Source organism: Fibrobacter sp. UWB15 (genome assembly GCF_900177705.1).
Classification (GTDB): Bacteria; Fibrobacterota; Fibrobacteria; order Fibrobacterales; family Fibrobacteraceae; genus Fibrobacter.
The window spans coordinates 152,687-177,013 of sequence record NZ_FXBA01000006.1 but is presented as its reverse complement, the minus strand read 5'-3'; the positions used below and the strand labels follow the sequence as shown (position 1 = coordinate 177,013).

Annotated in this window: 26 protein-coding genes and 2 tRNA genes; 18 read left to right on the top strand and 10 right to left on the bottom strand. The window is 50.7% G+C overall.

Going from position 1 to position 24,327, the window contains the following annotated elements; translation table 11 throughout:
* Positions 1 to 8 precede the first annotated feature (8 nt).
* The 3 genes from B9Y58_RS10295 to B9Y58_RS10285 form a co-directional block, all read right to left on the bottom strand.
* A complete protein-coding gene (locus B9Y58_RS10295; protein WP_109639749.1) occupies positions 9 to 1,160 on the bottom strand; it encodes a serine/threonine protein kinase in 1,152 nt (383 codons plus the stop codon).
* Positions 1,157 to 1,861, bottom strand: a complete 705-nt coding sequence (locus B9Y58_RS10290; RefSeq protein WP_073056067.1) for a tetratricopeptide repeat protein — start codon at positions 1,859 to 1,861, stop codon at positions 1,157 to 1,159. The genes B9Y58_RS10295 and B9Y58_RS10290 overlap by 4 nt, the downstream gene beginning before the upstream one ends.
* A gap of 79 nt (positions 1,862 to 1,940) precedes the next feature.
* A complete protein-coding gene (locus tag B9Y58_RS10285; RefSeq protein ID WP_073056066.1) occupies positions 1,941 to 2,375 on the bottom strand; it encodes a DUF3332 family protein in 435 nt (144 codons plus the stop codon).
* Positions 2,376 to 2,678: 303 nt separating this feature from the next.
* On the opposite strand from B9Y58_RS10285, the gene B9Y58_RS10280 reads away from it, so the two are divergent.
* Positions 2,679 to 4,202: an extracellular solute-binding protein gene (locus B9Y58_RS10280; RefSeq protein ID WP_073056101.1), complete on the top strand. Its 1,524-nt coding sequence runs from the start codon at positions 2,679 to 2,681 to the stop codon at positions 4,200 to 4,202.
* A 22-nt stretch (positions 4,203 to 4,224) separates the two neighbouring features.
* Positions 4,225 to 6,120, top strand: a complete 1,896-nt coding sequence (locus B9Y58_RS10275) for a sensor domain-containing diguanylate cyclase (RefSeq protein ID WP_083532287.1) — start codon at positions 4,225 to 4,227, stop codon at positions 6,118 to 6,120.
* Positions 6,121 to 6,187: 67 nt separating this feature from the next.
* Here B9Y58_RS10275 and B9Y58_RS10270 read toward each other — a convergent pair.
* From B9Y58_RS10270 to B9Y58_RS10245, 6 genes are all read right to left on the bottom strand, one after another.
* Positions 6,188 to 6,261, bottom strand: a tRNA-Pro gene (locus B9Y58_RS10270).
* A gap of 74 nt (positions 6,262 to 6,335) precedes the next feature.
* A complete protein-coding gene (locus tag B9Y58_RS10265) occupies positions 6,336 to 7,067 on the bottom strand; it encodes a hypothetical protein (RefSeq protein ID WP_073056064.1) in 732 nt (243 codons plus the stop codon).
* 21 nt (positions 7,068 to 7,088) lie between these two features.
* Entirely contained in the window at positions 7,089 to 7,769 is a 681-nt protein-coding gene (locus tag B9Y58_RS10260; RefSeq protein ID WP_073056063.1) for an HAD family hydrolase, read from the bottom strand.
* A 25-nt stretch (positions 7,770 to 7,794) separates the two neighbouring features.
* A complete protein-coding gene (locus B9Y58_RS10255) occupies positions 7,795 to 7,989 on the bottom strand; it encodes a hypothetical protein (RefSeq protein ID WP_073056062.1) in 195 nt (64 codons plus the stop codon).
* 11 nt (positions 7,990 to 8,000) lie between these two features.
* A complete protein-coding gene (locus tag B9Y58_RS10250) occupies positions 8,001 to 9,635 on the bottom strand; it encodes a beta-galactosidase (RefSeq protein ID WP_085534920.1) in 1,635 nt (544 codons plus the stop codon).
* Positions 9,636 to 9,673: 38 nt separating this feature from the next.
* The gene (locus B9Y58_RS10245; RefSeq protein ID WP_073056057.1) at positions 9,674 to 10,375 is read right to left on the bottom strand and encodes an AgmX/PglI C-terminal domain-containing protein; all 702 of its coding nucleotides are present in this window, start codon (positions 10,373 to 10,375) and stop codon (positions 9,674 to 9,676) included.
* A 233-nt stretch (positions 10,376 to 10,608) separates the two neighbouring features.
* Here B9Y58_RS10245 and B9Y58_RS10240 point away from each other — a divergent pair, with 233 nt between their 5' ends.
* From B9Y58_RS10240 to argS, 11 genes are all read left to right on the top strand, one after another.
* On the top strand, positions 10,609 to 10,923 hold the full coding sequence (locus tag B9Y58_RS10240) for a type II toxin-antitoxin system RelE/ParE family toxin (protein WP_073056099.1): 315 nt from the start codon (positions 10,609 to 10,611) through the stop codon (positions 10,921 to 10,923).
* An 11-nt stretch (positions 10,924 to 10,934) separates the two neighbouring features.
* Entirely contained in the window at positions 10,935 to 11,945 is a 1,011-nt protein-coding gene (locus tag B9Y58_RS10235; RefSeq protein ID WP_083532286.1) for an ImmA/IrrE family metallo-endopeptidase, read from the top strand.
* A gap of 21 nt (positions 11,946 to 11,966) precedes the next feature.
* Positions 11,967 to 13,301 carry a tRNA (N6-isopentenyl adenosine(37)-C2)-methylthiotransferase MiaB gene (miaB, locus tag B9Y58_RS10230; protein ID WP_083532285.1) on the top strand — a complete coding sequence of 445 codons (1,335 nt, stop codon included), beginning with the start codon at positions 11,967 to 11,969 and terminating at the stop codon, positions 13,299 to 13,301.
* A gap of 116 nt (positions 13,302 to 13,417) precedes the next feature.
* Positions 13,418 to 14,326, top strand: coding sequence for an SPOR domain-containing protein (locus B9Y58_RS10225; RefSeq protein ID WP_199220968.1), 909 nt, complete (start codon positions 13,418 to 13,420; stop codon positions 14,324 to 14,326).
* A 79-nt stretch (positions 14,327 to 14,405) separates the two neighbouring features.
* Positions 14,406 to 14,489: transfer RNA gene (locus tag B9Y58_RS10220), tRNA-Leu, on the top strand.
* Positions 14,490 to 14,511: 22 nt separating this feature from the next.
* Positions 14,512 to 15,264 (top strand): hypothetical protein, encoded by a 753-nt coding sequence (locus B9Y58_RS10215; protein WP_073056053.1) that lies wholly within the window; start codon positions 14,512 to 14,514, stop codon positions 15,262 to 15,264.
* 7 nt (positions 15,265 to 15,271) lie between these two features.
* A complete protein-coding gene (panD, locus tag B9Y58_RS10210; protein ID WP_073056052.1) occupies positions 15,272 to 15,619 on the top strand; it encodes an aspartate 1-decarboxylase in 348 nt (115 codons plus the stop codon).
* A gap of 55 nt (positions 15,620 to 15,674) precedes the next feature.
* Entirely contained in the window at positions 15,675 to 16,250 is a 576-nt protein-coding gene (locus tag B9Y58_RS10205; protein ID WP_073056050.1) for a hypothetical protein, read from the top strand.
* A gap of 123 nt (positions 16,251 to 16,373) precedes the next feature.
* A complete protein-coding gene (locus tag B9Y58_RS10200; protein WP_233247908.1) occupies positions 16,374 to 16,757 on the top strand; it encodes a LytR C-terminal domain-containing protein in 384 nt (127 codons plus the stop codon).
* Positions 16,744 to 17,160, top strand: a complete 417-nt coding sequence (gene rsfS, locus B9Y58_RS10195; RefSeq protein WP_073056046.1) for a ribosome silencing factor — start codon at positions 16,744 to 16,746, stop codon at positions 17,158 to 17,160. Before B9Y58_RS10200 ends, rsfS begins: the two co-directional genes overlap by 14 nt.
* Entirely contained in the window at positions 17,147 to 18,874 is a 1,728-nt protein-coding gene (gene argS / locus B9Y58_RS10190; RefSeq protein ID WP_073056044.1) for an arginine--tRNA ligase, read from the top strand. Before rsfS ends, argS begins: the two co-directional genes overlap by 14 nt.
* Positions 18,875 to 19,034: 160 nt before the next feature.
* On the opposite strand, the gene B9Y58_RS10185 is transcribed toward argS, so the two are convergent.
* Entirely contained in the window at positions 19,035 to 20,150 is a 1,116-nt protein-coding gene (locus tag B9Y58_RS10185; RefSeq protein ID WP_073056042.1) for a fibrobacter succinogenes major paralogous domain-containing protein, read from the bottom strand.
* A gap of 100 nt (positions 20,151 to 20,250) precedes the next feature.
* Between B9Y58_RS10185 and purU the strand changes: the two genes are divergently transcribed.
* The 5 genes from purU to B9Y58_RS10160 are packed head-to-tail and all read left to right on the top strand — an operon-like array spanning position 20,251 to position 24,322.
* On the top strand, positions 20,251 to 21,096 hold the full coding sequence (purU, locus tag B9Y58_RS10180; RefSeq protein WP_073056040.1) for a formyltetrahydrofolate deformylase: 846 nt from the start codon (positions 20,251 to 20,253) through the stop codon (positions 21,094 to 21,096).
* 18 nt (positions 21,097 to 21,114) lie between these two features.
* Entirely contained in the window at positions 21,115 to 21,624 is a 510-nt protein-coding gene (locus B9Y58_RS10175) for a hypothetical protein (RefSeq protein WP_073056038.1), read from the top strand.
* 37 nt (positions 21,625 to 21,661) lie between these two features.
* A complete protein-coding gene (gene pyrE / locus B9Y58_RS10170; RefSeq protein ID WP_073056037.1) occupies positions 21,662 to 22,333 on the top strand; it encodes an orotate phosphoribosyltransferase in 672 nt (223 codons plus the stop codon).
* Between the two features lie 13 nt (positions 22,334 to 22,346).
* Positions 22,347 to 23,039 (top strand): hypothetical protein, encoded by a 693-nt coding sequence (locus B9Y58_RS10165; RefSeq protein WP_073056035.1) that lies wholly within the window; start codon positions 22,347 to 22,349, stop codon positions 23,037 to 23,039.
* Positions 23,036 to 24,322 (top strand): hypothetical protein, encoded by a 1,287-nt coding sequence (locus B9Y58_RS10160; protein ID WP_073056033.1) that lies wholly within the window; start codon positions 23,036 to 23,038, stop codon positions 24,320 to 24,322. Before B9Y58_RS10165 ends, B9Y58_RS10160 begins: the two co-directional genes overlap by 4 nt.
* The last annotated feature ends 5 nt before the right edge of the window (positions 24,323 to 24,327 follow it).

Below are 24,327 nucleotides of genomic sequence, written 5' to 3'. Positions count from 1 at the left end.
TTCTAAAATTATTCCATTGCGGGCGTAGGCAAATCCTTCAGCATCACAGGAGGAACAGAATCTATCGTCTTTTCAGAATCTCGTTCGAAACCCGATTCTAGGCTCCTGGATTTTTGAAGTAGCAAATTACCCGTTTCGTCTATGTCGGGACTTTTGGTTCCAACATAGAGCACAATCACCAATGCAATTAATATAAGTCCAAAAAAAGCCAAAATGACGATTTTTAAGTTGTTTTTTTCGTTTTCACCGTCATATTTGCGATACGGAAAAGCCTTTTTTTCTCCTATCGGGAATTTTTGCCCCACTTTTGCGGTGAACAATTCCTTGGCGTATTTCTGTATAGCAGTCTGGGCAGTCACCTCACCCACTCCCATGGAATCGAGGGCTATTTCCAAAAGTTCGTCCAGTTCGTCAAAGTCTTCGGCTCGGTTTTCCGGAGATTCTCGCAACAAGGCCTTCCACAACGGCTCTAGCGCCGATAGTTCCTGCGGCTTGCAACGTTCCGAATCATAAAGTCTAGAAGAAACATCCACATTTTCGATTGCCATAGCCTGAGCCGCAAGTTCATTATAATCCTGCGACGCAAGCAAGTCCTGCCCAGAAATCCAGTGGAACAAAAGCATTCCCAAACTGTAAAGATCGCTCTTCGTACTGGCGGACTTTCCTTGAAAACGTTCCGGCGCTGCATAAGCCAAGGCTCCCGGTCCTACAATTCCACAATCGATAAGCACCGTATTCAATGCAGCACCCGACTGACAAAGCAAGACATTAGCCGGGTTGATATCGCCATGATGGATACCTTCTTTATCCATCAAATCCAGCGTCAGCACAAGACTCCGGAGCAATTTCAGCGCAACAACAACCGGCATCGCAGGAGCTTCTGCAGAATTCGCCCCATCAAGGAAATCATAGACCAAGTATGCCGTATTGTCGCGAGTCCCCGATTCTCGAACACGGTAAAGTCCGGGAACGTTCAAATGCTTTAACCTGTCTACAACAGAATCGTCAAAACAAGAACCGGCATGATACCACTTCAACGCATAACGATCTTCGCCACAGGAAAGTTCATAGACATTGGCTTCCCCCCCCTGATGCAACAAAGTACAAGCATCAGCTCGATCTAGAATGCTTGTCGTAGGCTTTTCGGATTTCGCACTCATAGCCTACCCGATAGCACCATGGATTTCAAGGAATCCTCGGCCACCTGCGTCCAGTGGATCAGAGCCCTGTTTGTCGGAGCCTTTTCTAGCCCGGCCGACCACGTGTCCCAAGCCGATTCAATATCGCCTTCTTCCCAATAGATGTTCCCTAGGTTAATATAGGCAGAAACAAACTGCGGTTCCCGGGTCACAATATGGATAAAGATATTCTTTGCGCTATTCAAGTCAGCGGGGGCATTACTTTGAGCAAGAATCAAACCCTTCAAGTTATAGCTAAAATAGTTCAAACTATCCAGTTGTATAGATTTATCCAATAAGGGCAACACATTTGCAGACGCATCTTGATTCAACGTGGCGCGGGCCAAGTAGAACAAGCAAGTCGAATAATTGGCATCTATGTTTCCACTACTATCCAGGCCATAAAGAATCTTGAATTCTCGGGCCGCGCGACTCCAACGGACAAACGAGGAATCGTTGAAACGGTCCGCTTGTTCCGCTTCGGCATAGAACGAAAGCGCAAGCCCGTAACGGGCATCGCGGTTGGCCGGTTCAACATCCAAGGCTTTCGAGAAATTCGTAATAGCGCGTTCATAGTCGCCAATACGCAAGGCGTCGTTTCCACGTTTGATGTCGTCATTGACGCAAGACATCAAAGACAAGGTGAACAACAACACCCCTATGTAGCACACACGCCTAAGCATAGCCTAAATATATAATAAAATCAATAAAAAAAGAACCTTGGCATAAACCAAGGTCCTTGAAAATCAATCAAGTAAGAAATTACTTGTCGAGTTCACGCTGAGCGACAACGTTACCTTCGGCGTCGATGGCGCGGATAACGTTTTCATCGCGCTGGAGGGTCAGGACGGCCTTTTCGCCAGCAGCGGTGGTGATTTCAGCAGTCATAGAACCGTCAGCGTTCTTGACAGCAGCAATGGTGTTACCCTGAGCGTCCTTTTCATAGTAGGAGTCGCCAGAAGCAAGCGGGTTGGAGCCAGTCCAGAATTCGACAGTGTTGAGGACGAGGAAGTCCACGAACACGGCGATACCGTAAACCGGGATGACGTTCATGGCGAAGTGGACGATGGAGTTGAGCCACTTGTTACCAAGGGTGCCGTTCCATGCGAGCAGCTTGTTGAAGCATGCGTACTTGCCATAGCAGCCGGAAAGAACAATCATGCCGGCGCAGAGAAGGGTAATGATACCTTTTTTCATTTTATTAACTCCTTAAGGGTTGATTATCGTTTTTTACGACGAGAGAAATATAACTAAAAAATGATACTTTGGTGATTTTTCTCTTAAAATTTGTGTTTTTTTGATTTTTGTCACACTTCAAAAAAAACGTAAGTCAATCACATTTGTTTAGATTTGTTTACAAAATTAGACTTTTTGCCTTTTTATTCTAATTTGGACTATCTATCAAGGTTATCATTCTTGTGATTTTTTTCACTTTTCTCTTTTTTTTGTTATTTTAATGTTCAAATATTCATGACGATAGGTAAGAAAGGAGAGTTGTTTATGGGTTTGATGACGAATAGAATTATGCATTCCATTCTCGCAGTGGCTATTGCATCTACCGCAGCGATAGCAGCTAAAGCGAAGCCGCTTACTGTGTGGATTATGCCCAACGGAGCCTCTCCGCAAGAAACCCTCGAAAAAAGACTTGAAATCTACACCAAGAAGACCGGCATTCCGACCAAGGTCGAAGTGCTTGACTGGGGCGAAGCCTGGAACCGCATTACCGCAGCACTCTCTGGAGCCCAGCAGGCCCCCGATGTTTTGCAGCTTGGCTCCACCTGGATTCCGTACTTTGCATCCCGCAAGGAAATCAAGCCGCTCAACGAAGAACTTTCTAAAATTCAACCCAACCGATTTGTCCCTGTCAGCTGGAACACGACCCATATCGACGAAGACACGACCATCTACTCCGTTCCTTGGTTTATCGATATCCGTGCCGTCCTTGCAAACAAGCGCATTCTTGCAGAACACGGCATTACCAAAGATTCTATCAAGACCTACGAAGGGTTCAAGAACGCCATCCGCAAAGTCAACAGCAAAGACGAAGTTCTTGAAGACGGCGCCCACGTACGCGGTTACGCATTCCCCGGCAGGAGCGACTGGAACCTTCCACACAACTTTGCCCCCTGGATTTGGAGCAACGGCGGTTCGTTCATCAAGAAAGACGCCGACGGCAAATGGCATGCCAACATTCTTTCTGAAGAAACGCTCCTAGGCATTGCAAGCTACCTCCACTTTATCATGGATACGCTCGTAGCGCCCGAAGCCCTGCAGACCAACACGGCCCAGATTGCCCAGCAATTCAACAATGGCGAGCTCGCCTTTATCGTGAGCACTTCCGAAATCATCATGCAGACCCGTTTCCACGGAAACATGGGAGGCCTTTCTAACGCCCGAATCGGTTCCGACAGCGTCATGGTAGTTCCCATTCCTAAGGGCAAGGTCGGAAGCGTCAGCTTTATCGGCGGTTCAAACCTCGCCATTCCGGCAAACAACAAACGCAAAGAAGCTCTTGACCTTTTGCTCTTCTTAACCGACGACGAAAACCTGGACGCCTATACTAAGCAGATTGGCTTTTTGCCGCCATCTAGAAAGGTTCTGCAGGAATGGGCCAAGGATGAAGACTACAACATTCTTGTTCGCGCCCTTGAAACCGGTCGCGCCTACGTGGCCATTCCGGAATGGGGCGAACTGGAACAACAACTCAACACCCTATTCAGCGCCATTTGGGAACAGATGGAAATTCCGTCGCTCTATTCCGAAGACAAGCTGTACGAGATATTCAAGGACCTCACGGTCGAAATCGACAAAAAGTTGAACTACCCGACAACCAATATTATGACGGCGGCAGAATTCAAGGCCGCCTGGAACAAGATTAACGAAGAAAACAAACCGAAGGTGGAAGCTACCAAGGATTCCACAAACAAGGCCGTTGACAGCAATATGCAAAAGGCCCCGTTTGTATTCGTAGTTATGCTGGTCCTCGGATTCCTGTTCGCCTTCCTCCGTCGCCGCAAGAGATAACAAGTTTTTGAAGTAACCGCCTATGTCGACCACTACCATATCAGGTTTTTCACGAAGCATCGTCTTCAAGGTGCTTATCGTTTTGATTTTCTCCATGACCCTCGTGGTCACGGGGAGTATCTTTATTTTCACGTCAAAACAGACAAACCTGATGTTGGAATGGAGTTTCAACAACAACGAGTCGACTCTCTCGCAGATTGGCTACATGGCATCTAGCGAAATGAAGCAGTTTGGCGACCGCCTGACACTTCTTTCCAAGACATCCGAAATTCAAAGTCTCGATCCGAATACGGCTGCCAGCTACCTTAAGAGCTACAGCATTTCGACATTGTTCATTTCGGGTGAAACCGTTACTTTATACGACAGAGGCTACTCGTTCATTTGCGACAACTCCATGGTCGGCATTCCAACAGAAAGCCCCTACCCCATTGATTTTTCGCGCATTACTCCGCACCGCCCTTACTTGACGCCCTGGTTTAGGGAAGCAAAGGATGCACCCCCAAAGCGTCTGTTCGGCATTAGCATTACAAACAAGTCTAGTTCCAGCGGATACCTGCTTGCAGAATTCTCACTTCGCAGACTTTGGACGAACTTCCCTAACTATAAAATTGGTAGAAACGGATTCCTGGTCGCCATTAACGGTCAAGGAGAAATTCTGTACCACCCCGACTTAAAGCGTTGGCTTACAGATACACACAAGATCAACGAACTTGGATTTACAGAAATTGATCCTCGCAACTATGATGTCAAGAAAGCTCAGTTCCAGAAGCTTTACGACAACGAGCAGTATCTTGTTAACTACTACTTTGATTCTAACACCGATTTTGGTCTCTTTGCCTTCCAGCCGAAAAGCGAAATTGACGACCTGATTTCTTCGGCAACGCAGGCAAGCATCGCCATTCTCGTGATTTCAATTCTGATAATCTTCCTTGTCGCAGCATGGATGTTCTACATGCTGGGCGTTCCGCTGAACCGCATTACCAAGCACATCCGTAGAATCACTGACGGAGACCTTGATATCGAAAACATTGACGTGGGTAGCCGTAAAGACGAACTGGGCCAGTTGGGCAACGCTTTCAACTCGATGCACGATACAATTAAACGTCAGATTAAGGAGCTGAACGCCCATAGAGAAATCTTGGAACAGGAAGTCAAGGAACGCACCAAGGATTTGGAACTGGCCAACAAGAAGCTGGAACTGATTTCGAAGACCGACGAACTGACGGGACTCCCGAACCGCCGCGAAATGAACGAAACCGTCGCAAACGAAATGGGTCGTTCAGCCCGAACCCACAAGCCCTTCTGCTTTATCTTTATTGACATTGACCACTTCAAGAATATCAACGACACCTACGGCCACGCCTGCGGCGATATCATCCTGAAGTCGGTAGCCCAGACCATTCGCGGTCTGTTGCGCAAGTACGATGTCTTTGCCCGCTACGGTGGCGAAGAATTCTTGACCCTGTTGCCCGAAACGGACCTCGAAGGCGCAAGAGTTGTCGCCGAACGTTTCCGCAGACAGATCGAAAAGATGACCGTTCGCTATGCGGACTTCACCATCAAGATTACCATTACGCTCGGTGTCGCCAAGTTCGACGACCGTCTGGGTGCAGACCGAAGCATTCAAATGGCCGACAAGGCCCTTTACCAGGGTAAAGAAGGCGGTCGAAACCGCGTAATCGTGTGGAAGCCCGAATGGGTGACCGAAGCCGACTACGAGGCTGCCGCCATTGAACTAGCCGCCTTGAAAAAGGATGCCGAAAAGCCCAAGGGCGAAAACTTCCAGGTGAGTCTCGACTATATCGAAGAACATCCGCTCAAGCAGGCCGCAGAAGCAGCAGAAGCTGCGGAACGCGAAGAAGGCGAGGATGATCGCGATGAAGAAAATCCTCCCGAAAAGGAAGAAAAGCAGAGCTAGCATTCGCCACAATTACCGACGCCAACTTCTAAAAATAAAAACACCGCCTTAAAAGCGGTGTTTTTTATCGGGATGACTGAATTCGAATCAGCGACCTCTTGAACCCCATTCAAGCGCTCTACCAGGCTGAGCTACATCCCGTTGGTTCTTGGTGGGTCAAAATTAGATAAAAGTAGGCTTTTTTGCAAGGCTAAAGCTCCAAAAAAGCCGTTTTTTTACTTCCAGAAACCCACAATCAGCACGTCAGGGGTAGCCTTCGGGTACTTTTTACTTTTGAAAGAAACAATCTTTCGAATGCTCTGCTGCTTGAGTTCCCAGCCCTCGCGGGAAAGCCCCTTGGTCGAAAGCGTCACTTTAAGTCCAGGGACCTTGCCACCTTCTGTAATCTTGTCAAATTTATCGACATTCAACATAACCGGCTTGGCACTCATCGCAAATTGCTTGGAAGATTCCGAAGCAAGCGTCAGGTCAGGGCGTTCCTTTTTGTCGGTGCCCCATACATAAAAAGTCCATTCGCGCTTTTCACCCTTGGCATAGTAGCCCGCGTCAAAAAGCTTTTCGCCGAAGATGAACGGAACCTTCACGATGCCGTCCATATTGGCTAGGTAAGGCTTGCCGGTCGTATCGACCAGAACGACAACCGGATTGATTTGGCCTTCCATTTCAGAAGAATTAAAATCAAATTCGATTTTGACAGTACCCTTGGCAGGAATCTTGTTTGGGTACTTGAAGTTCGACATGCCGTTACCCTGGCCGAACACATTTTCAAGAACGATTTCTTTGTCCGTAATATTAGCACCCTGCAAAACGATATGCTTGGTATCGCCTTGGTTCAACATGCCGATGGGGTATTTTTCGGGAACAAAGCGGATGGCCTCGTCGGCAAAAACAGCCGACGAAAAAAACAAAGCCGCTGCCAAAACTGTAGGAATGATTTTGAAAGTCATGGTATGAATATAGAAAAAATACTAGCTAGAGATTTTGGAGAGCAACTGGCACATTTCCGCATAGCTTTCAACCGTATTTTCGGGCTTTAGCGGGAGCAAGTTCACCGGCTTTCCGAACCCGCAGAGGAGCGTAACGCAGTCGACTCCGGCGTTGCGGGCGGCCAGAATGTCGGGCTGGTCGTCACCCACCATCACGGTTTCGGCAGGAGCGACACCCGCGGATTCCATGATTTTCAAGAGACCCGCGGGGCTAGGCTTACGTTCGGGCGTGGTGTCGCCGCAGAGCACGAATTCAAAGCGGTCGCGAAGGTGGAAATGTTCCAGCAACTTGAATGTCGGGCGCTCCGGCTTGTTGGTAAGCATGGCCACGCGGGCAGTCGTATTACGCAGGAATTCGACAACGCCCGGATTCGGAAGCGTGCGCTCGGTGCAGTGTTCCCAGTAAAAATCCGAATAGACCTTGTGAACCATCTCGACCGTAACGCCCGTGCGGGCAATGTTTTCCGAAAGGGCAGCCTCCCCCATGCTCCGCTCGATCAACTTCATGGAGCCGTTCCCGATAAAAGTCCGCACCCGCTGTTCGTCATGTTCCGGCAAGCCAAAGTGGTGCAGTGCAAAATTCACCGCCACGGCAAGGTCGCCGAGGGTATTGAACAACGTGCCGTCCAGGTCAAACACGATGAGGGATTTGTGGTGAAGCATGACGGAGCCAAATTTAGGAATCTTTTTACCGCAAGAATTCCATTTCCACAAGAAAACGGTAAAAGCAAAGCGCCGACACGCCCAAGATGAACACAAGCACGATTACAAACTGCACCGGGTGCTCGCGAAAACTGTAATCCGCCTTGCCGTAAGAGAACTGCCCGCGAACAATCGCACTTATGAAAAGCGCCAAGAAGATTAAGGCTAGCAGAAGAGACATGAAATTTTGCGTTATCGGGACTTCAATAGTAGCTTATTATTCCCCTGAAGGCCATCGTTGTCGAAGCGGACGGTGGGATTTTTGCCGCTCTTGAAGGCGTCTTCACTTTCATAGAGGGAAAGGGCTACAGAAACACCGGGCTGCGTCGCGAGATTCGCCGCGCCCGCTGGAACCGCGCCGCTAAACGAGAACTGCTGCGAGGCTCCGTCCTTGAAGGTTCCCTTGGGAATGCGAACGGTCTCACCGATTTGTGCAAGAGACGCACCCGTACTGTCCACGAACTCTGCCACCATGTAGACATCGAAGAAGCAAGGCGCCACGCCGGTGTTCTTGACGGTAATGTTCAGCGTGTTCGTCGCAACATTACCTGCAGCAGAGTCGGTGGAGTTTTCCGCAGTGGGCGTCGCGACGGTCAAAAGTTCCGCCTGCGTTACCATGAAATTATACCCGATGACTTTGCTCATGGAATCGGCAAGCGCCTTGTTGTCCTTGTAGAAATAGTAGCCGCAGTCGTTGTCCTGGTCCAGAACGTAGTAGGTCAGGTGCGCCGTGGTAATCGCATCCACCCAGCGTTCCGCAGTCCACTTCTGGGTGCCTCCGGGAATCAGGTCGTCATTGGCCAGCATCGTCTTGTAACCGGCGATGTTCTCAGCAATGGTCGGGAGGTTCGCATTGTAAGCCCGCAGCAAGGTATCGGGCCTGCCGGGAATGCCGATGAACCCGTCGTCGCGCTTGGTAATGCCGAGATCGAGCGCATGCGTATAGACATCGCCAAAACCGTTAGAAGGCAGCACCAGCTGGGTCTTCTTGAAAACGGACGCATAATAGTCCAGCATATCCTTCAGCACCGAGTCGGCGGGCATCACGCTCCCCAATATGTGCGAGGTATGCCATTCGCCCCATTCGCCAAAAGTGCGGATGTCAATGTATTCTATGCGCGGATCGCCATCGTATTTTTCGGCCAGAGCCTTCGCGAACTCCTTCGCCGCTTGCAAATAAATCGGGTCATCCCAGACGGGAGCATACGCATGGTATTCCGTCCCGCGTAAATCAATCTGGATTTTCTTCGCGCCCATCTCGTAGACAAAGGGCGGAGTCCAGTCGTATTCTTCTTGCGGCGGAAAATCGCTCCTGATAAACGAAGGCGTGTACGGCAACACTCGCAGGGCGTAACCCATATTATGCTCAGCGAGTGCGTTCAAAAGTTTTTCCAGTTCCGTCCAGTCGTAAACGCCCTTAGCCGGGTTCAGCTTGTTCCACTGCTGGTAACCGGAACCGTACGAGACCAGGTCCCACGCCCTGTTGTTCAAGGAACCGTAAGGTCCGTATTCGAATTCCGGAACAAACGTCCACGCCCCACCGGTCGGCACCGTGAATCCCTTGTGCGGGTTGGAAAGCGGGCCGTCGAAGGGATTGAGCGCGTAGGTGATTTTGGTAGTGTCCGAGAATGTCACAGAACCGGAGTCACCGCTGTTAGAGGATGTCATTCCGGCCCCTGTGCCGGAATCACCATTTACACTGCTTGATGAGACTTCTATAGACGAACTTGACTCTTCAACGGCACTGCTTTCTGTATTCTCGGGTCCGGAACCGCTCGAGTCATCGCCACAGGCGACAAGGCTGACGCATGCAAAGAGAGCTACCACTACTAAAAATTTTGAATCTTGACGCATAGGTAAAAGCCCTATTCCAACTGAGTAGTCTTTTTTTCTATCGGATTTTCGTGAAACGTAATCGGGAAAGTCACAACAGTCTCGCCAGATTTTACTTTTGGGAATCTCCAGCGGTTTACAGCCTTTTGAATATTTTCATCAAATTCTTTATATCCCGTAGTCGAAGACACAATTTGGATATCTTTAACTGTGCCGTCCGCAGCGATTGTCAACTTCAAGGTGATTTCGCCTTCAAAATGTTTATCAGGATTTTTCTTTAAATACCTGATACTGTATATATGGCGCAATCCTGGCGTGAAAGAAACCAAGACATTAAAAATAGATTCTTTGTCAAGCGAGCTACCTTCAGCAACAGATATTTTTTCTCTAACCGGAAATTCGGCAAGGCCTTTCGAATTTTGCGGAGTTTTTGCAGACGCATTGGCGACCACCATAGAATCCGCCACATAAACTCCATAAAGAGCAGTTACACCCGTGTCAATCAGTTTGCCGATATTCTTTAGGGAATCCAATCTCCGCTTTTCCTTTTTCTCAAGGAGATTGCCTTCGGGCTTTTCGTCGAAAAATTTCTTCGTGTCCCAGGGATGAATCAATTTGGGATTATCCTGCTTGGCAGCATCATCGTTTTTTTCGGAATCGCTGCAACCTGCCCATAGCGCCGCTGCGGTCATCAGAACAATCTTCCCAAGACATCTGCTAAAGAGTTTAGCCATATTTTAAGTATAGCAAAAATATTTTCGCGAACAACGGGGTTTTAGGGGCGGAGCCACTAGGCGTGGGGGTAGCGGAAGACACGGCCGTGCCGTGGCTGAAGCGAGGGGGATACGTCCCCCTTTCGTTATCAACAAAATCCATCCTATTTTTGTAAAAATAAGGTACCCCTTGCGTTTCTTAAAAGTTTTTATTATATTAAAAAATAGGATTTTTGATTAACGGTGGAGGTTTTGTGAAAATTGAATATAGGAACAAGGAACTAGAGTTGTGCGCGCTAGACGAAGCATTCGCCTTACGACGTATGGGTAAAAAACGGGCGGCGTGCTACAATTTGCGAATAAAGGCAATCAAATATGCCGAGAACTTTGAAATCCTGAAAACTGTGCCCGGAAATTTCCACGAACTTGTGGGCAACCGCAAGGGTCAATGGGCCTGTAGTCTTGACCAGCCTTATCGTCTTATAATCAAAGGCGCAGAACCGAACGAATTTGTTATCTGGGCAGAACGGCACAATGCCGAAATTATGGAAATCGTGGATTATCATTAGCAGAGGTTAACATGCAGAAGAATAAGGATGCTATCGTTTGGGGAATTACCCCACCGGGTGCGTTTCTTGAAGAAAAACTTCAGGAAATGGGCCTCGATGTCAATGATTTTGCAGCGCGTATCGGCTACACGCCTAAAACAGTGAACGAAATTCTGAAAGGCAAGTGCAGCATAACTATCGAAGTCGCACATTCCCTGGATTACGCCACCGGAATCCCGGTCAGTTTTTGGCTTAACGCCCAAAAAGGGTACGAAGAAGAACTTATGAGACTTCAGGTCAAAGAAGCCGTCAAGAACCAGGCCGGTTGGCGCAAGTTCTTCCCTATCGGTGAACTCAATCCGCGCACATGGATCAAGGACTTCAACAACAAAGAAGACGGTGTGTCGCCCATCCTCAAGTTCTTCGGGGTGGCTAGCCCAAAGGCGTGGGAAAATTACTACTACAAGAACCGCCTGAAGGTGGCCTTCCGCATCTCGCTGGCCGAAACCGAAGACCCGTATGCGGCCTCCGTGTGGATGCGCCGCGGCGAAATCCTCGCCGACGAAATCAAGATGGAAAAGCAGAACGACAAGAAAGTGCGTTCCGCCATCAAGAAGGCGATGCCGCAATTCGTGGAACTGGCCAAAAAAGACGTTGCCGCGTGGGAAGATTTACGCCGCAAGAAGGCCCTGCCCAAGCCGAAGGTGGGCGAAGATTTCATTGACGACGGCATGCACAAGTTGCAGGAACTGGGCGCTAAGCTCGGAATCAAGGTGCTCTACGCGCAGAACTTCAAGTCGGCACCGATTCATGGCATGGCACGCTGGTACAAGGACATCCCCGTCATCCAGCTGCACGACCGTTTCAAGGACCGCAATGCGTTCTGGTTCACGTTCTTCCATGAGCTCGGCCACATCGTGCTCCACGGCAAGAAGGACATCTTCATCAAGAACGTCTATTACGGCAACAAGAACCAGCAGAAGGACGACGAGGCAAACGCATTCGCGCAAAAATACATGACGCAGGCAGGGCTAGAAGTCTAGGAAATTGCTAAATTTACCCGCATGAAAAAATACCACTTGGCCACTTACGGCTGCCAGATGAACGAGTACGACTCGGCGATGATTGCCCAGGAGCTCGACATGTGCGGTTGCGTCGAGACGAGCAACCAGGAAGATGCCGACTTTATCATCGTGAACACCTGCAGCGTGCGCGAAAAGGCCGAGGAAACTGCCATCGCGAACATCAGCAAGCTCAAGTACCTGAACAAGAAGAACCCCGACGTAAAGGTGGTCGTTTGCGGCTGCATGGCCAAAAATCGCGGGCCGGAACTTTTGAAGAGGCTCCCGAACGTGAGCTACATCGTAGGCCCGGACCAATACAAGAAAATTCCGGAGTTGCTGCTGGGCGATGCCAAAAGTCCGCTGCACCTGACGCACCACAAGATGTTCATCGACGAGGACCTGAGCGAGAATTACCTGGGCGAATACGCGAAGCTCCAGAACGACTTCACCACCTTCGTCGCCATCCAGCGCGGTTGCAACAAGCGCTGCAGCTACTGCATCGTACCGTACCTGCGCGGGCCGGAAAAGTACCGCAACATGGAAGACGTACTCGCCGAAGTACGCAAGGCGGCCGACAAGGGCATTACCGAGGTGACGCTCCTTGGCCAGACGGTGAACGCCTACAAGACGGAAGGCGGCAATTTTGCGGACCTGCTTACGAAGGTTTCTGAAATCGGGGGCATCCGCCGTATCCGCTTTACGAGCCCGCACCCGAGGCATTACACGAACGAGCTCATCGACGTGCTGCTGAACAACCCGAAGGTCTGCCACTATGCGCACATTCCTATCCAGAGCGGCTCCGACGCGATGCTCAAGAAGATGCGCCGCCAGCACAACATGGAGCAGTACCTCTCGATTATCGAACAGCTGCGAAGCAAGGACCCGTTCTACGGGATTTCGACGGACGTGATTTGCGGATTCGTGGGCGAAACGGAAGAGGATTTCGAGCAGACGCTCAAGGCTTTTGAAACGTGCCAGTTCGATAGCGCCTTCATGTTCATCTACAGCCCGCGCAAGGGCACGGAATCGTACAAGGAAGCGGAGACGCTCACCGAGGCCGAAAAGAACGAACGCCACACGCGCCTGGTGGAACTGCAGAATGCCATTACCCTCAAGCGTAACCAGATTATGCTGGGCCGCACCGAAGAACTGCTGGTGGAAAAAAATTCCGTGCGCGACGAGACGGAACTGCGTGGCCGCACCGACAACTTCAAGAAGGTGGTGTTCAAACCGGAAGAAGGCCACATCGTAAAGCCCGGCGACTACGTGAAGGTGAAGCTGGACGACATTCGCGGGTGGACGATTAGAGGAAGCTTAATAGACGGTAAACAATAAACAGGTGGAAGTGTCATCCTGAGCGCAACGAAGTGGAGTCGAAGGATCCATCCTTAGATTCTTCGACTTCGGCCCTTCGACAAGCTCAGGGACCTTCGCTCAGAATGACAAAAGAAATGAAGACGAAACTACTTACTATTCTACTTGCAGTTTGCAGCATTAGCTCCTTTGCGCAGACGATGGCAGATGCTCAGAAGGCATACGTTGCCGGCAACTGGAAAGAAGCTGCTGCCGCATACGAGGTTGCATGCCCCAAGGAACCGGACTCCTTGAAGGCCGAATGCTACCTGTGGAATATCCTCGCCCTTTCGCAAACGGGAAATGCCCAGTCGTTCAAGATTGCTGGCAAACGCCTCGACAGCCTCATCCAGACAACCAATCCGCAAAAGGCTATTTACGCAGATCTCATGATGACGAGCGCCCAGTTCAGGCTCTACCTTGGCAAATACGACAAGGCTGCCGAAGACTTGATCCAGGCCATAGAGACTTCGCACCCGCACCAGGCCGTCGTGCTTCAGAAAGTGTGCCACGCAGTAAAGGCCAAGGTGAAGTCGGAAGACCTGAACGACCGTTGCAACCTGTTAGGCAACCCGGACTCACTAAAAGCCATTCAATCGGCAAAGACTGCTCCCACCACGCAGCCAGCCAAGGTCGCCGCCCCCGCTCCACAGCCTGCGGCATCCGAACCGGCACCAGTAGTCGAACAGCCCAAGGAACAGAAAGCCACCCCGGCACCGCCTCCCGCCCCAGTCGCTACTGCTCCGGCAACAGTTCCTGCAGCAACCTCAGCGGAATATTGGACTCTGCAGTTGGGAGCTTTTGGCACAAAAGCCAACGCCGATTTGCTCGTAACCAACCTTAAAAAGCAAAAAATTACCTGCACCGTAATTGAACAGCCTAGGGGCGAACGAACCCTTTACCTTGTTCAAACCGGACGATTTGAAACAAAGGATCAGGCGGTCGATTTCGCGGCAAACAAACTTGCCCCCCTAAAAATTGAATTCCAACCCCTTTTGAAAAGGTAATTTTTCAACAAAAAACGCTTTTTTCGCGGTTTCCCCCTGCAAAAAAAGCGAAATTGTTCTATATTTGAACAAACCCCGAGCCGGGGTGGTGAAATTGGTAGACGCGCCGGACTCAAAATCCGGTACTCGCGAGAGTGTGAGGGTTCGATTCCCTCCCCCGGCATTATTTTTGAAGGAAGAAATTGATGGCGAATTGGTGCAAGATTCTCACAACGGTGCTTTTGTGCGGCTCCATTGCGTTCGCACAGTTTGACGACGAATCTTCCGAAGATTCCTATTCTTACGGGGCATCCACCGAAGAAACTGACGACGGCTTTGCTGACGACAACAGCAGCGAGGAAGCCGAAGAAAATGCCAAGGTAGGCGAAGCAACCGCTTCTGCTGACGAATGGCAGGGTTTTAATTACGAAGAAATGGGACTTACCCAGTGGGAATTTCAGCAGGCAAAGCAAGAAGGCGTTTCTAGAGCCAAACTGACTAGCCTCGTCGAAATGGGTGTTCGCCCCTCTGAATACTTGCAGAAGCCCTGGGAAAAGCTCGGCGTCTCTGAAGAAGAATGGCTCGCTCAGCGTTCTGGCGGTCTCGAAGATGCCGACATTGACCGTTCTTACCGCAACCGCTCTGGCGATCAGAGCTACGCATATCTCTCTCTGCTTGTTCCCTCCCTGTATCAGTGGCACAAGCAAGAATCCATGAAGGCTATTTGGATTGACGCCCTTTGGGGTGTAAGCGTCGGTGCAACAGTTTACCTTGCAGTCGACGGCAACACCGCTTGGTGGTATGGTTTGATTTTTGTAGCTGGCGCACACATTTGGTCCTTTGCTGATGCATTCTTCAGCACCCAGTGGGACAGCAACCCGGACGCAAACCGCTTCAGCTACGGCATTCTCCCGACCCCGGAAAAGGGTGTGGCGGGATTCTTCAATGTCAAGTTCTAAGCGCATCATGCAGCTGGAATTACTCAAAAGTAAAATTCATCGCGCAACTGTAACCGACGCAAACCTCAACTACGAGGGTTCGATTACTATTGCCCGCGACCTGATGGACGCCGCCAATATTCTTCCTTTCGAAAAGGTGGGCGTTCTTGACGTGAACAACGGCAACCGCCTGGATACTTACGTCATCGAAGGCCCTGCCGGTTCTGGCGTGATTTGCCTGAATGGCGCCGCAGCACGACTTGTTCAGCCTGGCGACCTCGTGATTATTGTTGCTTATGCAACCATGAGCGAAGACGAAGCCAAATCGTGGAAACCCACAGTTATCCACGTGAACGCCAAAAACGAAATCGTGTAGCGCTGTAAGCGCAGTGTGGAATCCCTCATCACTCTGAATTATCTATATTCACAGTATGCGGTGGATGATTTTTCTTGCATGTATGGCAACAATATCCTTTGCGGTCGACCCCGTGAAGATAGATTCAACCATTGTAAAAACTCTAGCCGCCAATCCCAAAGACACAATCGTCGATACTGTCTACATTGTTCCCGACGACGGGATTCCTTGGAACCGAGAGCATTTTGACCCAGAGCGTCTAGTACGCCATGAAACCTTCGACCCAGCTTTAAAAGTCGCCTACACCTACTCGGTGAGCTTTATGGGAGGCACTTTCGGAAGCTTCGCCCAGCAGAGCTACATGGCACACCTCGCCTACGAATTCACTCCGGAGCTTCATTTATATGCAAATGTAGGACTCTGGATGCCGCTATATTCCAACTTCCGTTTCGGAACACCCATTGCAAAAGAAGATGTACGACAGGGTAATGTAGATGTTGTGCTCCCCGACATTGCACTAGAATACAAGCCTAATGACAACATGAGTTTCAGGCTGATGTTCGTGAACGAACGCGACGCCTTCAAGGCTTACGGCCCGCACCGCTACCTGTATGGCGGATGCCCTTGGCGCAATCCGTATTATTGTAGATAGTAGAAAGCCTCGCCCGACTTGAACAAGCAAGACAAACAAGGAACATTTTTTCTAAATTTCAACTAGAAAATGTCCTTGATGTACACCAAAACATTTCGCTTTTCTTTCGCCGCAATAGCCTTGATGGCTGCATTGCTTTTTACGGGCTGCGAAGAAGAAAATAAAACTCCGGTCGTAAAAGTCAAGCGCACCTACAAGGGAGATGTTGAAGTACTGAACAGTTGTGGAATGCAGGGTGCTGCAGCCAAGATGCGCTCTTACTTGCGCGAAAACGGTTTTGACATCGTGAGTTCCAGAAACGACAGATTGCAGAACTACGACGAAACTGTACTTGTGCTTAGAAACCCCGAATGGGAAGGCGCCAAGGCACTTGCGCAAGCCCTCAAGACTGACAACGTGCTGGTGGTGCACAGCAGCCGCGCCGTAGTCGACGCAGCCGTGTATATCGGAAAAGACTTTGAACATATTATAGAACCCGAACAGGGAGAAACAGATGACAACGAATAATCAAGAACTTCCCCAGTCCGTCCAAATGGGCGCAAGCATTTTGTTTGAGTTGCGCGCCCAAAACGTGCAGCTGATTGACCTGCGCGGCATCAAGGATGTCACCGATTACTTCTTGGTGGCAACCTGCGAAAGCGAAGCCCAGATGCAGGCAATTTTGAACGAACTCCGCAAGGAATTCAAGGCGAACAAGCTCCCCTCCGTGGGCGTGGAATACAAAGAAGGCGTGCGCTGGGCCGTGTTCGACGCGGGGTTAGACCTGATGGTTCACCTGTTCGAAGAAGAAAAGCGTAACGAAATTTCCCTTGACCGTCTGTACGCCGACGGCAACATTGTGGAACTCGACGAAAATGACTTTGTGAAGAATACCTCCAAGAAGAAGAGCAGTGAAGATGAACTCGTTTGAGCAAGAAATCGCAGAAGCGCTCGCCGCTACCGGCTCCTTCGAAAAGGAAGCCGCCCTCAAGCTTATCTCCGTGCCGCCTGATACCACGCACGGCAACTTCACCATTCCGTGCTTCTCGCTCGCCAAGGTGATGCGCAAGGCCCCGAAGATGATCGCTGAAGACCTCGCCGCACAGGTGAAGCTCCCGACCGGTCTTTCGAAGGTCGAAGCCGTGAACGGTTACCTGAACTTCTTCATCGACCGCGGATTCCTCGCGAAGTCGACTCTCGAAGAAATCGCCGCCAAGGGCCTCGAATACGGTCACGCAGCACCGAACGGGAAGGTCGTCTGCATTGACTTCAGCTCCCCGAACATCGGTAAGGAACTCGCCTTCCACCACCTGCGTTCAACGATGATTGGAAACTCGCTTTCCCGCATCTACAAGGCCGCTGGCTACAAGGTGGAACGCATCAACCACCTGGGCGACTGGGGTACCGCTTTCGGCAAGCTCATCGTGATGTACCTGCGCGAAAAGCGTCCCACCGACGACGCCACGCTCGATAGCCTCACCGTGAAGGAACTCAACATCCTTTACGCCGCATTCTCCAAGGCCAGCAAGGAAGAGCCGGGTCTCGAAGACGAAGCGCGCGCCGCATTCACCAAGCTGGAACAGGGCGACGAATTCTATCGCAAGCTCTGGACCGCCTTCCGCGCCGCAACGCTGAAGGAACTCATGCGCATCTACGACATGATGGGCGTGGGCTTTGACCACTACACCGGCGAATCCTTCTTCGAAGACAAGATTCCCGCCATTCTCGACGAACTCCGCGAAAAGAATCTGATGGTCAAGAGCCAGGATTTGGACGTGGTGATGCTCGACGAATTCGACCTGAACCCTTGCCTGATCCGCAAGAGCGACGGTTCTACCTTGTACGCCACCCGCGACCTCGCTGCCGCTTGCTACCGCAAGAAGGAATACAACTTCGACAAGTGCCTTTACGTGGTGGACCTCGGACAGGCGCTCCACTTCAAGCAGGTGTTCCACGTCTTGAAGAAGATGGGCCGCGAATGGTACAAGGACATGTACCACATTCCGTTCGGCGTGATTCTGCAGCTGGTAGACGGCAAGTGGGAAAAGGGCAAGACCCGCACGGGGACTGCAAGCCTGCTTCGCGACGTGATTGAAGCCGCCCAGAAGAAAATTCTTGAATTCATCGACCAGAAGAATCCGGGCCTCGAGAACAAGGAACTCATCGCCCGCCAGATCGGCATTAGCGCCCTTACCTTCAACGACCTCAAGAACAGCCGCCTGAAGGACGTGCGTTTCGATTGGGATGCCGTGATGAGCTTCGAAGGCGATACGGGTCCGTATGTGCAGAATGCCCACGTGCGCCTCTGCAGCATTATGCGCAAGGCCGGCATTGAACGTGCCGACCTCGCCGCAGCAATCAAGGACGTGAACTTCGCCGAACTCAGCGACGATGCGGCCTACAGCCTCATCAACATCCTGTCGAAGAAGGGCAAGAAGATTCTGGATGCCGTGGCCGGTGACGAACCGAGCGTGCTCGCTCAGTACGCCTTGGAAATCGCGGAAGCTGCGCACAAGTTCATCCACGAAGACCGCGTGCTCGGTTCTGCCGAAGAAAAGTCCCGCCTGTTCCTGGTTCAGGCGACACAGATTGTGCTCGAAAACGTGCTCGACCTGCTCGGCCTCTTCCCGATTAGGCAGATGTAGCTTCGCAGAAGGCGCTGCAGTAGGAAGTAGACAGTAGACGGTAGGCAGTTAATTGCTTTAGTACTTTTTATTGTCTAACGAAACACAAATGCATATAACAAAAAACGAGAGCTTTCAAGCTCTCGTTTTTTACTTCCTACTTCTAACTTCCTACAGTCTACTAATTTCCGTTGATGCAGCGGACGGAGTAGGCGTTGGTCTTGCTCGGCACGAGCTGGCGGACCATCTGGTCGCTCATGCGGCCCATTGCCCAAATCCAGATGGTTTCGTTACGACCGTTCTGTGCAGACCAGAAGCCGGCGTATTCGCCCATGTCTTCGTAGCGAACGATAGACTTGCCCACCATCTTACGGTAGCCCGAAGAGAAGATGGAGAAACCGTATTCGTCAGTACCGCCACCGCCCTGCCAACCAGTGGTAGCCTTCATCTTGTTGGCAAACTTTTCGCACTTGTCCACGCCGTCGTAGCAGTGTGTCAGGCCAACGAGCAGGTCCATCCATTCGCGGTCACGCGGCAAATGCCAACCTTCGGGGCATGCCTTGCGGGCGCCCTCCAAGTCATAGAGGCGGCCACCGCGAGCGCAGTAGTTTTCCTTATCTTCGTAGCACCAGGAGTGACCTTCCACATTGTAGTTCACGTTTTGAGCAAACCATTCACGACCTTCGACCTTGATGGTGCGGTACACTTGACCGTCGCGCGGGTCCTTGACCATGCCCGACACGTCACGGAGAGAAGCGCGGTGTTCCTGTTCGGCACGGCGGTATTCCACCACCTTTTCGCGCTTGTACTTTTCGCGACCCTCCAGGGTATTTGCCCAAGCTTCCTGGGCCTTGGGGTTCGTGAACTTGATTCTCAGATCACCCACGGCAAAGAGTTCGTCGCCACAAGCGAGGTCCACACCGGCGACGTTGATAACCAGCTGTTCGCCACCGAAATCGCGGGGTTTGTTAAAGAACGAAATCCAGGCTTCCATGGTTTCGTTACACTTTTCGTAGAAATGTTCCTTTTCAATCTTATCGGCGGGAACGGTCATGTTGCCGGCGACAGAGAAAGCGAACAGGCTGTCGGCAACCTTGAAAGAAACCGGCTGGACTTCCTTATAGTGCGTATACTTACCGAAACGAATCTTGCCGTCAATTTTAGCAGCGGAATAATCGCCTTCGCCTTCGGCATTGTAAATAGCATCCCAGGACTTCTGCGGAGCAGCAACGACCTGTGCAATAGCCATACCGAATACAACGGCAATCATAGACTTGAAAGAGATTTTACGACTCATTTTTCCTTCTCGTATAAAGTTTTCGTTTTAAAGTTAGAATATTTTAGTTTTTCGGGAGGAGTGCAAAGACTTAATCCTTGCGATTTTATAATTTTGGGCTATGGCTATTACACGTTACATTTTGCAGATCCATTGCCCCGACCAAAAGGGCCTTATTGCCGGAACAACACAAGTGCTCGCCAAGGCCGGCGCTAACATTGTCGATTTACAGCAACATACGGCAAAAGATATTGAAACATTCTTTTTACGTGCCGTTTTTGAAGCGGAATCCGAAAATATCGAAGAAGTCCGCAAGCACCTGGAGACCCTGGAAGGCCACCTCCATCTGAACTGGAAACTGTTCGATACCACCAAAATTGAGCGCGTAGCCATCTTCGTCTCGAAGACGGACCACTGCCTTTACGACCTTTTGCTCAAGAGACGCGATGGAGACCTCCCCTGCGAGTTCAGTTGCATTGTAGGCAATCACCCCGACCTCGGCCCCGTGGGCGGCACCTTCGGTGTACCGTTCTACTATGTGCCGTCGAACCCGGACAAGAGCATTCCCGAGAACCGTTTCCGCGAAATTATCGCCGAAACCAATACCGATACGGTGGTTCTCGCCCGTTACATGCAGATTTTGAGCGAAGCATTCACTGAAGAATTCAAGTACCGCATTATCAACATCCACCACGGCTTCTTGCCGGCCTTCAAGGGAGCAAAGCCCTACCACCAGGCCTGGCACAAGGGTGTGAAGATTATCGGTGCCACGGCCCACTTCGCTACCGAAGACTTGGACCAGGGCCCGATCATTTGCCAAGACATTCAGCGTGTGCCCGAAACAGCCAGTATCGACGAGCTCGTGGAACTCGGTAAGGATATCGAAAAGCGCACTCTGTCAGCCGCCCTCAAGCTTTGGTTGGAACACCGCGTATTCGTTTACGCCGGCCGCACCTTTATCCTCTAGAATTTTACAGGAGACAATATGTCCGAAGAATTGAATAACCAGAACAATGTGGAACCCGAGGCCGAAGCTCCGGTCGTAGCAACGCCTGAAACGCCTGCTCCGGTCGAAACACCGGTAGAACCGGTGGAAACAGCCGAAGAACCAGCTGTAGAACCGGCTCCTCAAGCAGCTCCCCAACCGCAAGTAATTGTGCAACGCGAAAGAGGATTCGCTCATTACGTAGGTTTCGCTCTTCTGTGCGTTCTTTGCATCGCGTTCTACTTTATTCCGGGCATCGCACTCACGTTTGCCATCAGCCTGATTCCGGGTATTTCACTCGGTGCCGTTGCCGCGTGGACTTTCAGCGCCATTTTCAGCGTTATCGCCTGGGCAATTTTCAAGCTGAAAATAAAGGGAATCAAGAAATCCTTCTACTTCTATATCGGACTATGCGTGTTCGTGACAATCCTCTTAATTGCCATTGAAATTCTCACCGAAGAAACCAATGTATTCGCAAAGATCGTAAGCCTTCTCTGCGGAGCAGCGTAAGTCGCACTTGACCACTATTTACTAACCATAATCTACCATGAATAACAAAGACCAATTTGTTCATTTTCTCGTTGAAGCCGGCGCACTCAAGTTCGGCGATTTCGTGACCAAGAGCGGCCGTAATACGCCGTATTTCATCAACACGGGAGAATTCCGCACGGGCGCCACCCTTTCGAAGCTCGCCGAATTTTACGCAGCCGCATTCATGAAGTACTTTGACGGCAAGGCTCAGAACCTTTACGGTCCGGCCTACAAGGGCATTCCCCTGTGCGCCGCTACCGCCATGAAGCTCAGCGACGTCTACTCCCAGAACCTGACTTTCACCTACAATCGTAAAGAAGTCAAGGATCACGGCGAAGGCGGTTCTCTCGTAGGTTATAAGTACGACGAAAAGACCGACGTGGTCATTATCGAAGACGTGATTACAGCAGGCACCAGTGTGAACGAAACCATGCAGGCTCTGTCGCAGATTGAAAACGCCAACGTAGTCGGCCTGTTAATTTCCGTAGACCGCAAGGAAAAGCTTGAAAACGGCAAGTCTGCACTCCAGACCGTGCAAGATGAATACGGCATCGAAGCTCATTCCATTGTGAACATCAACGACATCATTACATTCCTCGAAAGCGAAGACAATCGCAATAAAATCAACGCTCCCGAAGGAATCCTCGACAAGGTGTACGCCTACCGCGAAAAATGGGGCGCACAATAACCCGCAAGGACTAATGGCACGCCTTTGGGGAACATTGTTTGTAATGGCGGCGCTACTCTTCACGAGTTGCGCCGATTCTTACCATTGGTCCCAAAGCCACCCTGCTTACGCCCGCGCCCCTTATGGCGAACTTGCTGTTACGGGGCTGCAAAAGACGTTTGTGCTCACGCGCACCAAGTGGTTTGCGAACCGGCTCAGCTTCGGCGACAGTACGCAGATTAAGGCGACCGAATTCTGCGCCAAGGCCATGGAAAAAGAGTTCCGTGGAGGCTATACAAAGCTCCTCGTACTTCCGGATTCCGTTTTGGACAACGCACCTGAAGAAAGTCAGAAGCTTGACAGCCGCATTTTCATGAAGGGGAAACTGCCAGAACAAGGCGTAGTCGTCAAGGCACCCGACGGCACCATCCCCCCGCAGATACTCTTGATTCACGAAGTCATCGTAGGCACGGACCTTAAGCGTGAGAACTTCTTTGACTACGCGCTCATCCATAACGAAACCGAAGATCGCCGCGATGTCAAGAACATCAGCGCCATTGTTTCGTATACGCTTTGGGACAATGTAAAGCAGCGTTCTCTCTTTAGCGCCGTCGACGAAATCCAGCACCCGCTGGTATTTAAGCTGACCTTAAAAGACCTTGAGCAACTGATGCGACAGACGGTACAACAGATTCGAAAAAATATGTACCAGGGGGCAGGTAAATGAGACACCTTTCCCTAGTCATTTTCGCTTTTGTTGTAGCCTTGCACGCCCTGATCGCTAATGAGGTCAACGCCAAGGACATTTATTTCGATTCCAAGTGGACCCTCTGGCAAAATGCTGATATCTTGATCTGGACTCCCGACAAAGAACCTGCCGTTGACATGAAGGAATTCTGCCTTTCACTACGCCGCTACAACTCTGGCATTGGCGAGCCCAAGTGCAGACTGTTCGGCGAATGGGAACGCGACACGGTCGCCATGCGTTACGCCACCTGGCTTTCAAGCAACATCGAGCCGGGACTTGATGCGCACCACCTTAAGGCACGCCACCCCGCCATGATGGCGAAGTTCCAGGAGCTCGAAGACAAAATCGTCCTCTATATTGCAGACAAAGGAACGAATTTAACCATCGCCATTTTTGACGAGACCTCCAGCGAACCCAAAGCTGCAGGAACGGTCATCAAAACTGCAGATAAAATCGCACAGGGCGACGAAATCGCAAACGCATTCTTTGGACGCCATACCAAGCGGAGATTGACCAAAGAAGAACGGCTCAAAATGGAAACCGAGCCCGACGATCTTTACAAGGAAACACCGACATTCCGCTCTTGGGCAGGAATTTCTGCAGGTTACGCCCAGGCACAAGTTCCGCTGACACCGTACAATTGGTACAGACGTCATATCCGTAGTCGCGTCGGCAACTATCGCGTAACCCAGGATTCCGTCAGCCTTTGGAATTTTATAGACGATTCCACGCCGCTTTTCACCTTATACGCAGGCGGCATTTGGTTCGGGTTTATCGGCGGAGAAATATTCTACCGTTATTCTAACCACGCCGTAAAAACCGATAATCGAGATTCCGTTTATGAGGAACTAGATCACTGGGATTTTGCCCAGCATGAAATTGGCCTGAACGTGATGTTCGCAAGAACCTACGAGCCATTCAAATGGCTGGACTTGCACCTGTTCGCCTTCCTCGGATTCCAATACAGTTTCTACTCCGAAGATATCGAACTCAAGGATTCCAAGAAAAAGCCCTCTAGAGAATACAACACTCGATTCAAGACCGAAGACCCCTACAAGGGAGCCCTCTTTGGATTCGGCACGCAATGCGTGTTCCTGCAACATTACGGTTTGAGCGTGCGTACCGGCATTTCGAGCCGAGGCAAGGACGTCTATGTGGAGCCCTCGCCCGATGCCGCCGCCGAGCCCACCACCATCGGCGCTACCACCGTTGACTGGTTTGTAAGCGTCGGCTTGGAGTACCATTGGACGCCGTTTAAGTAGGATTT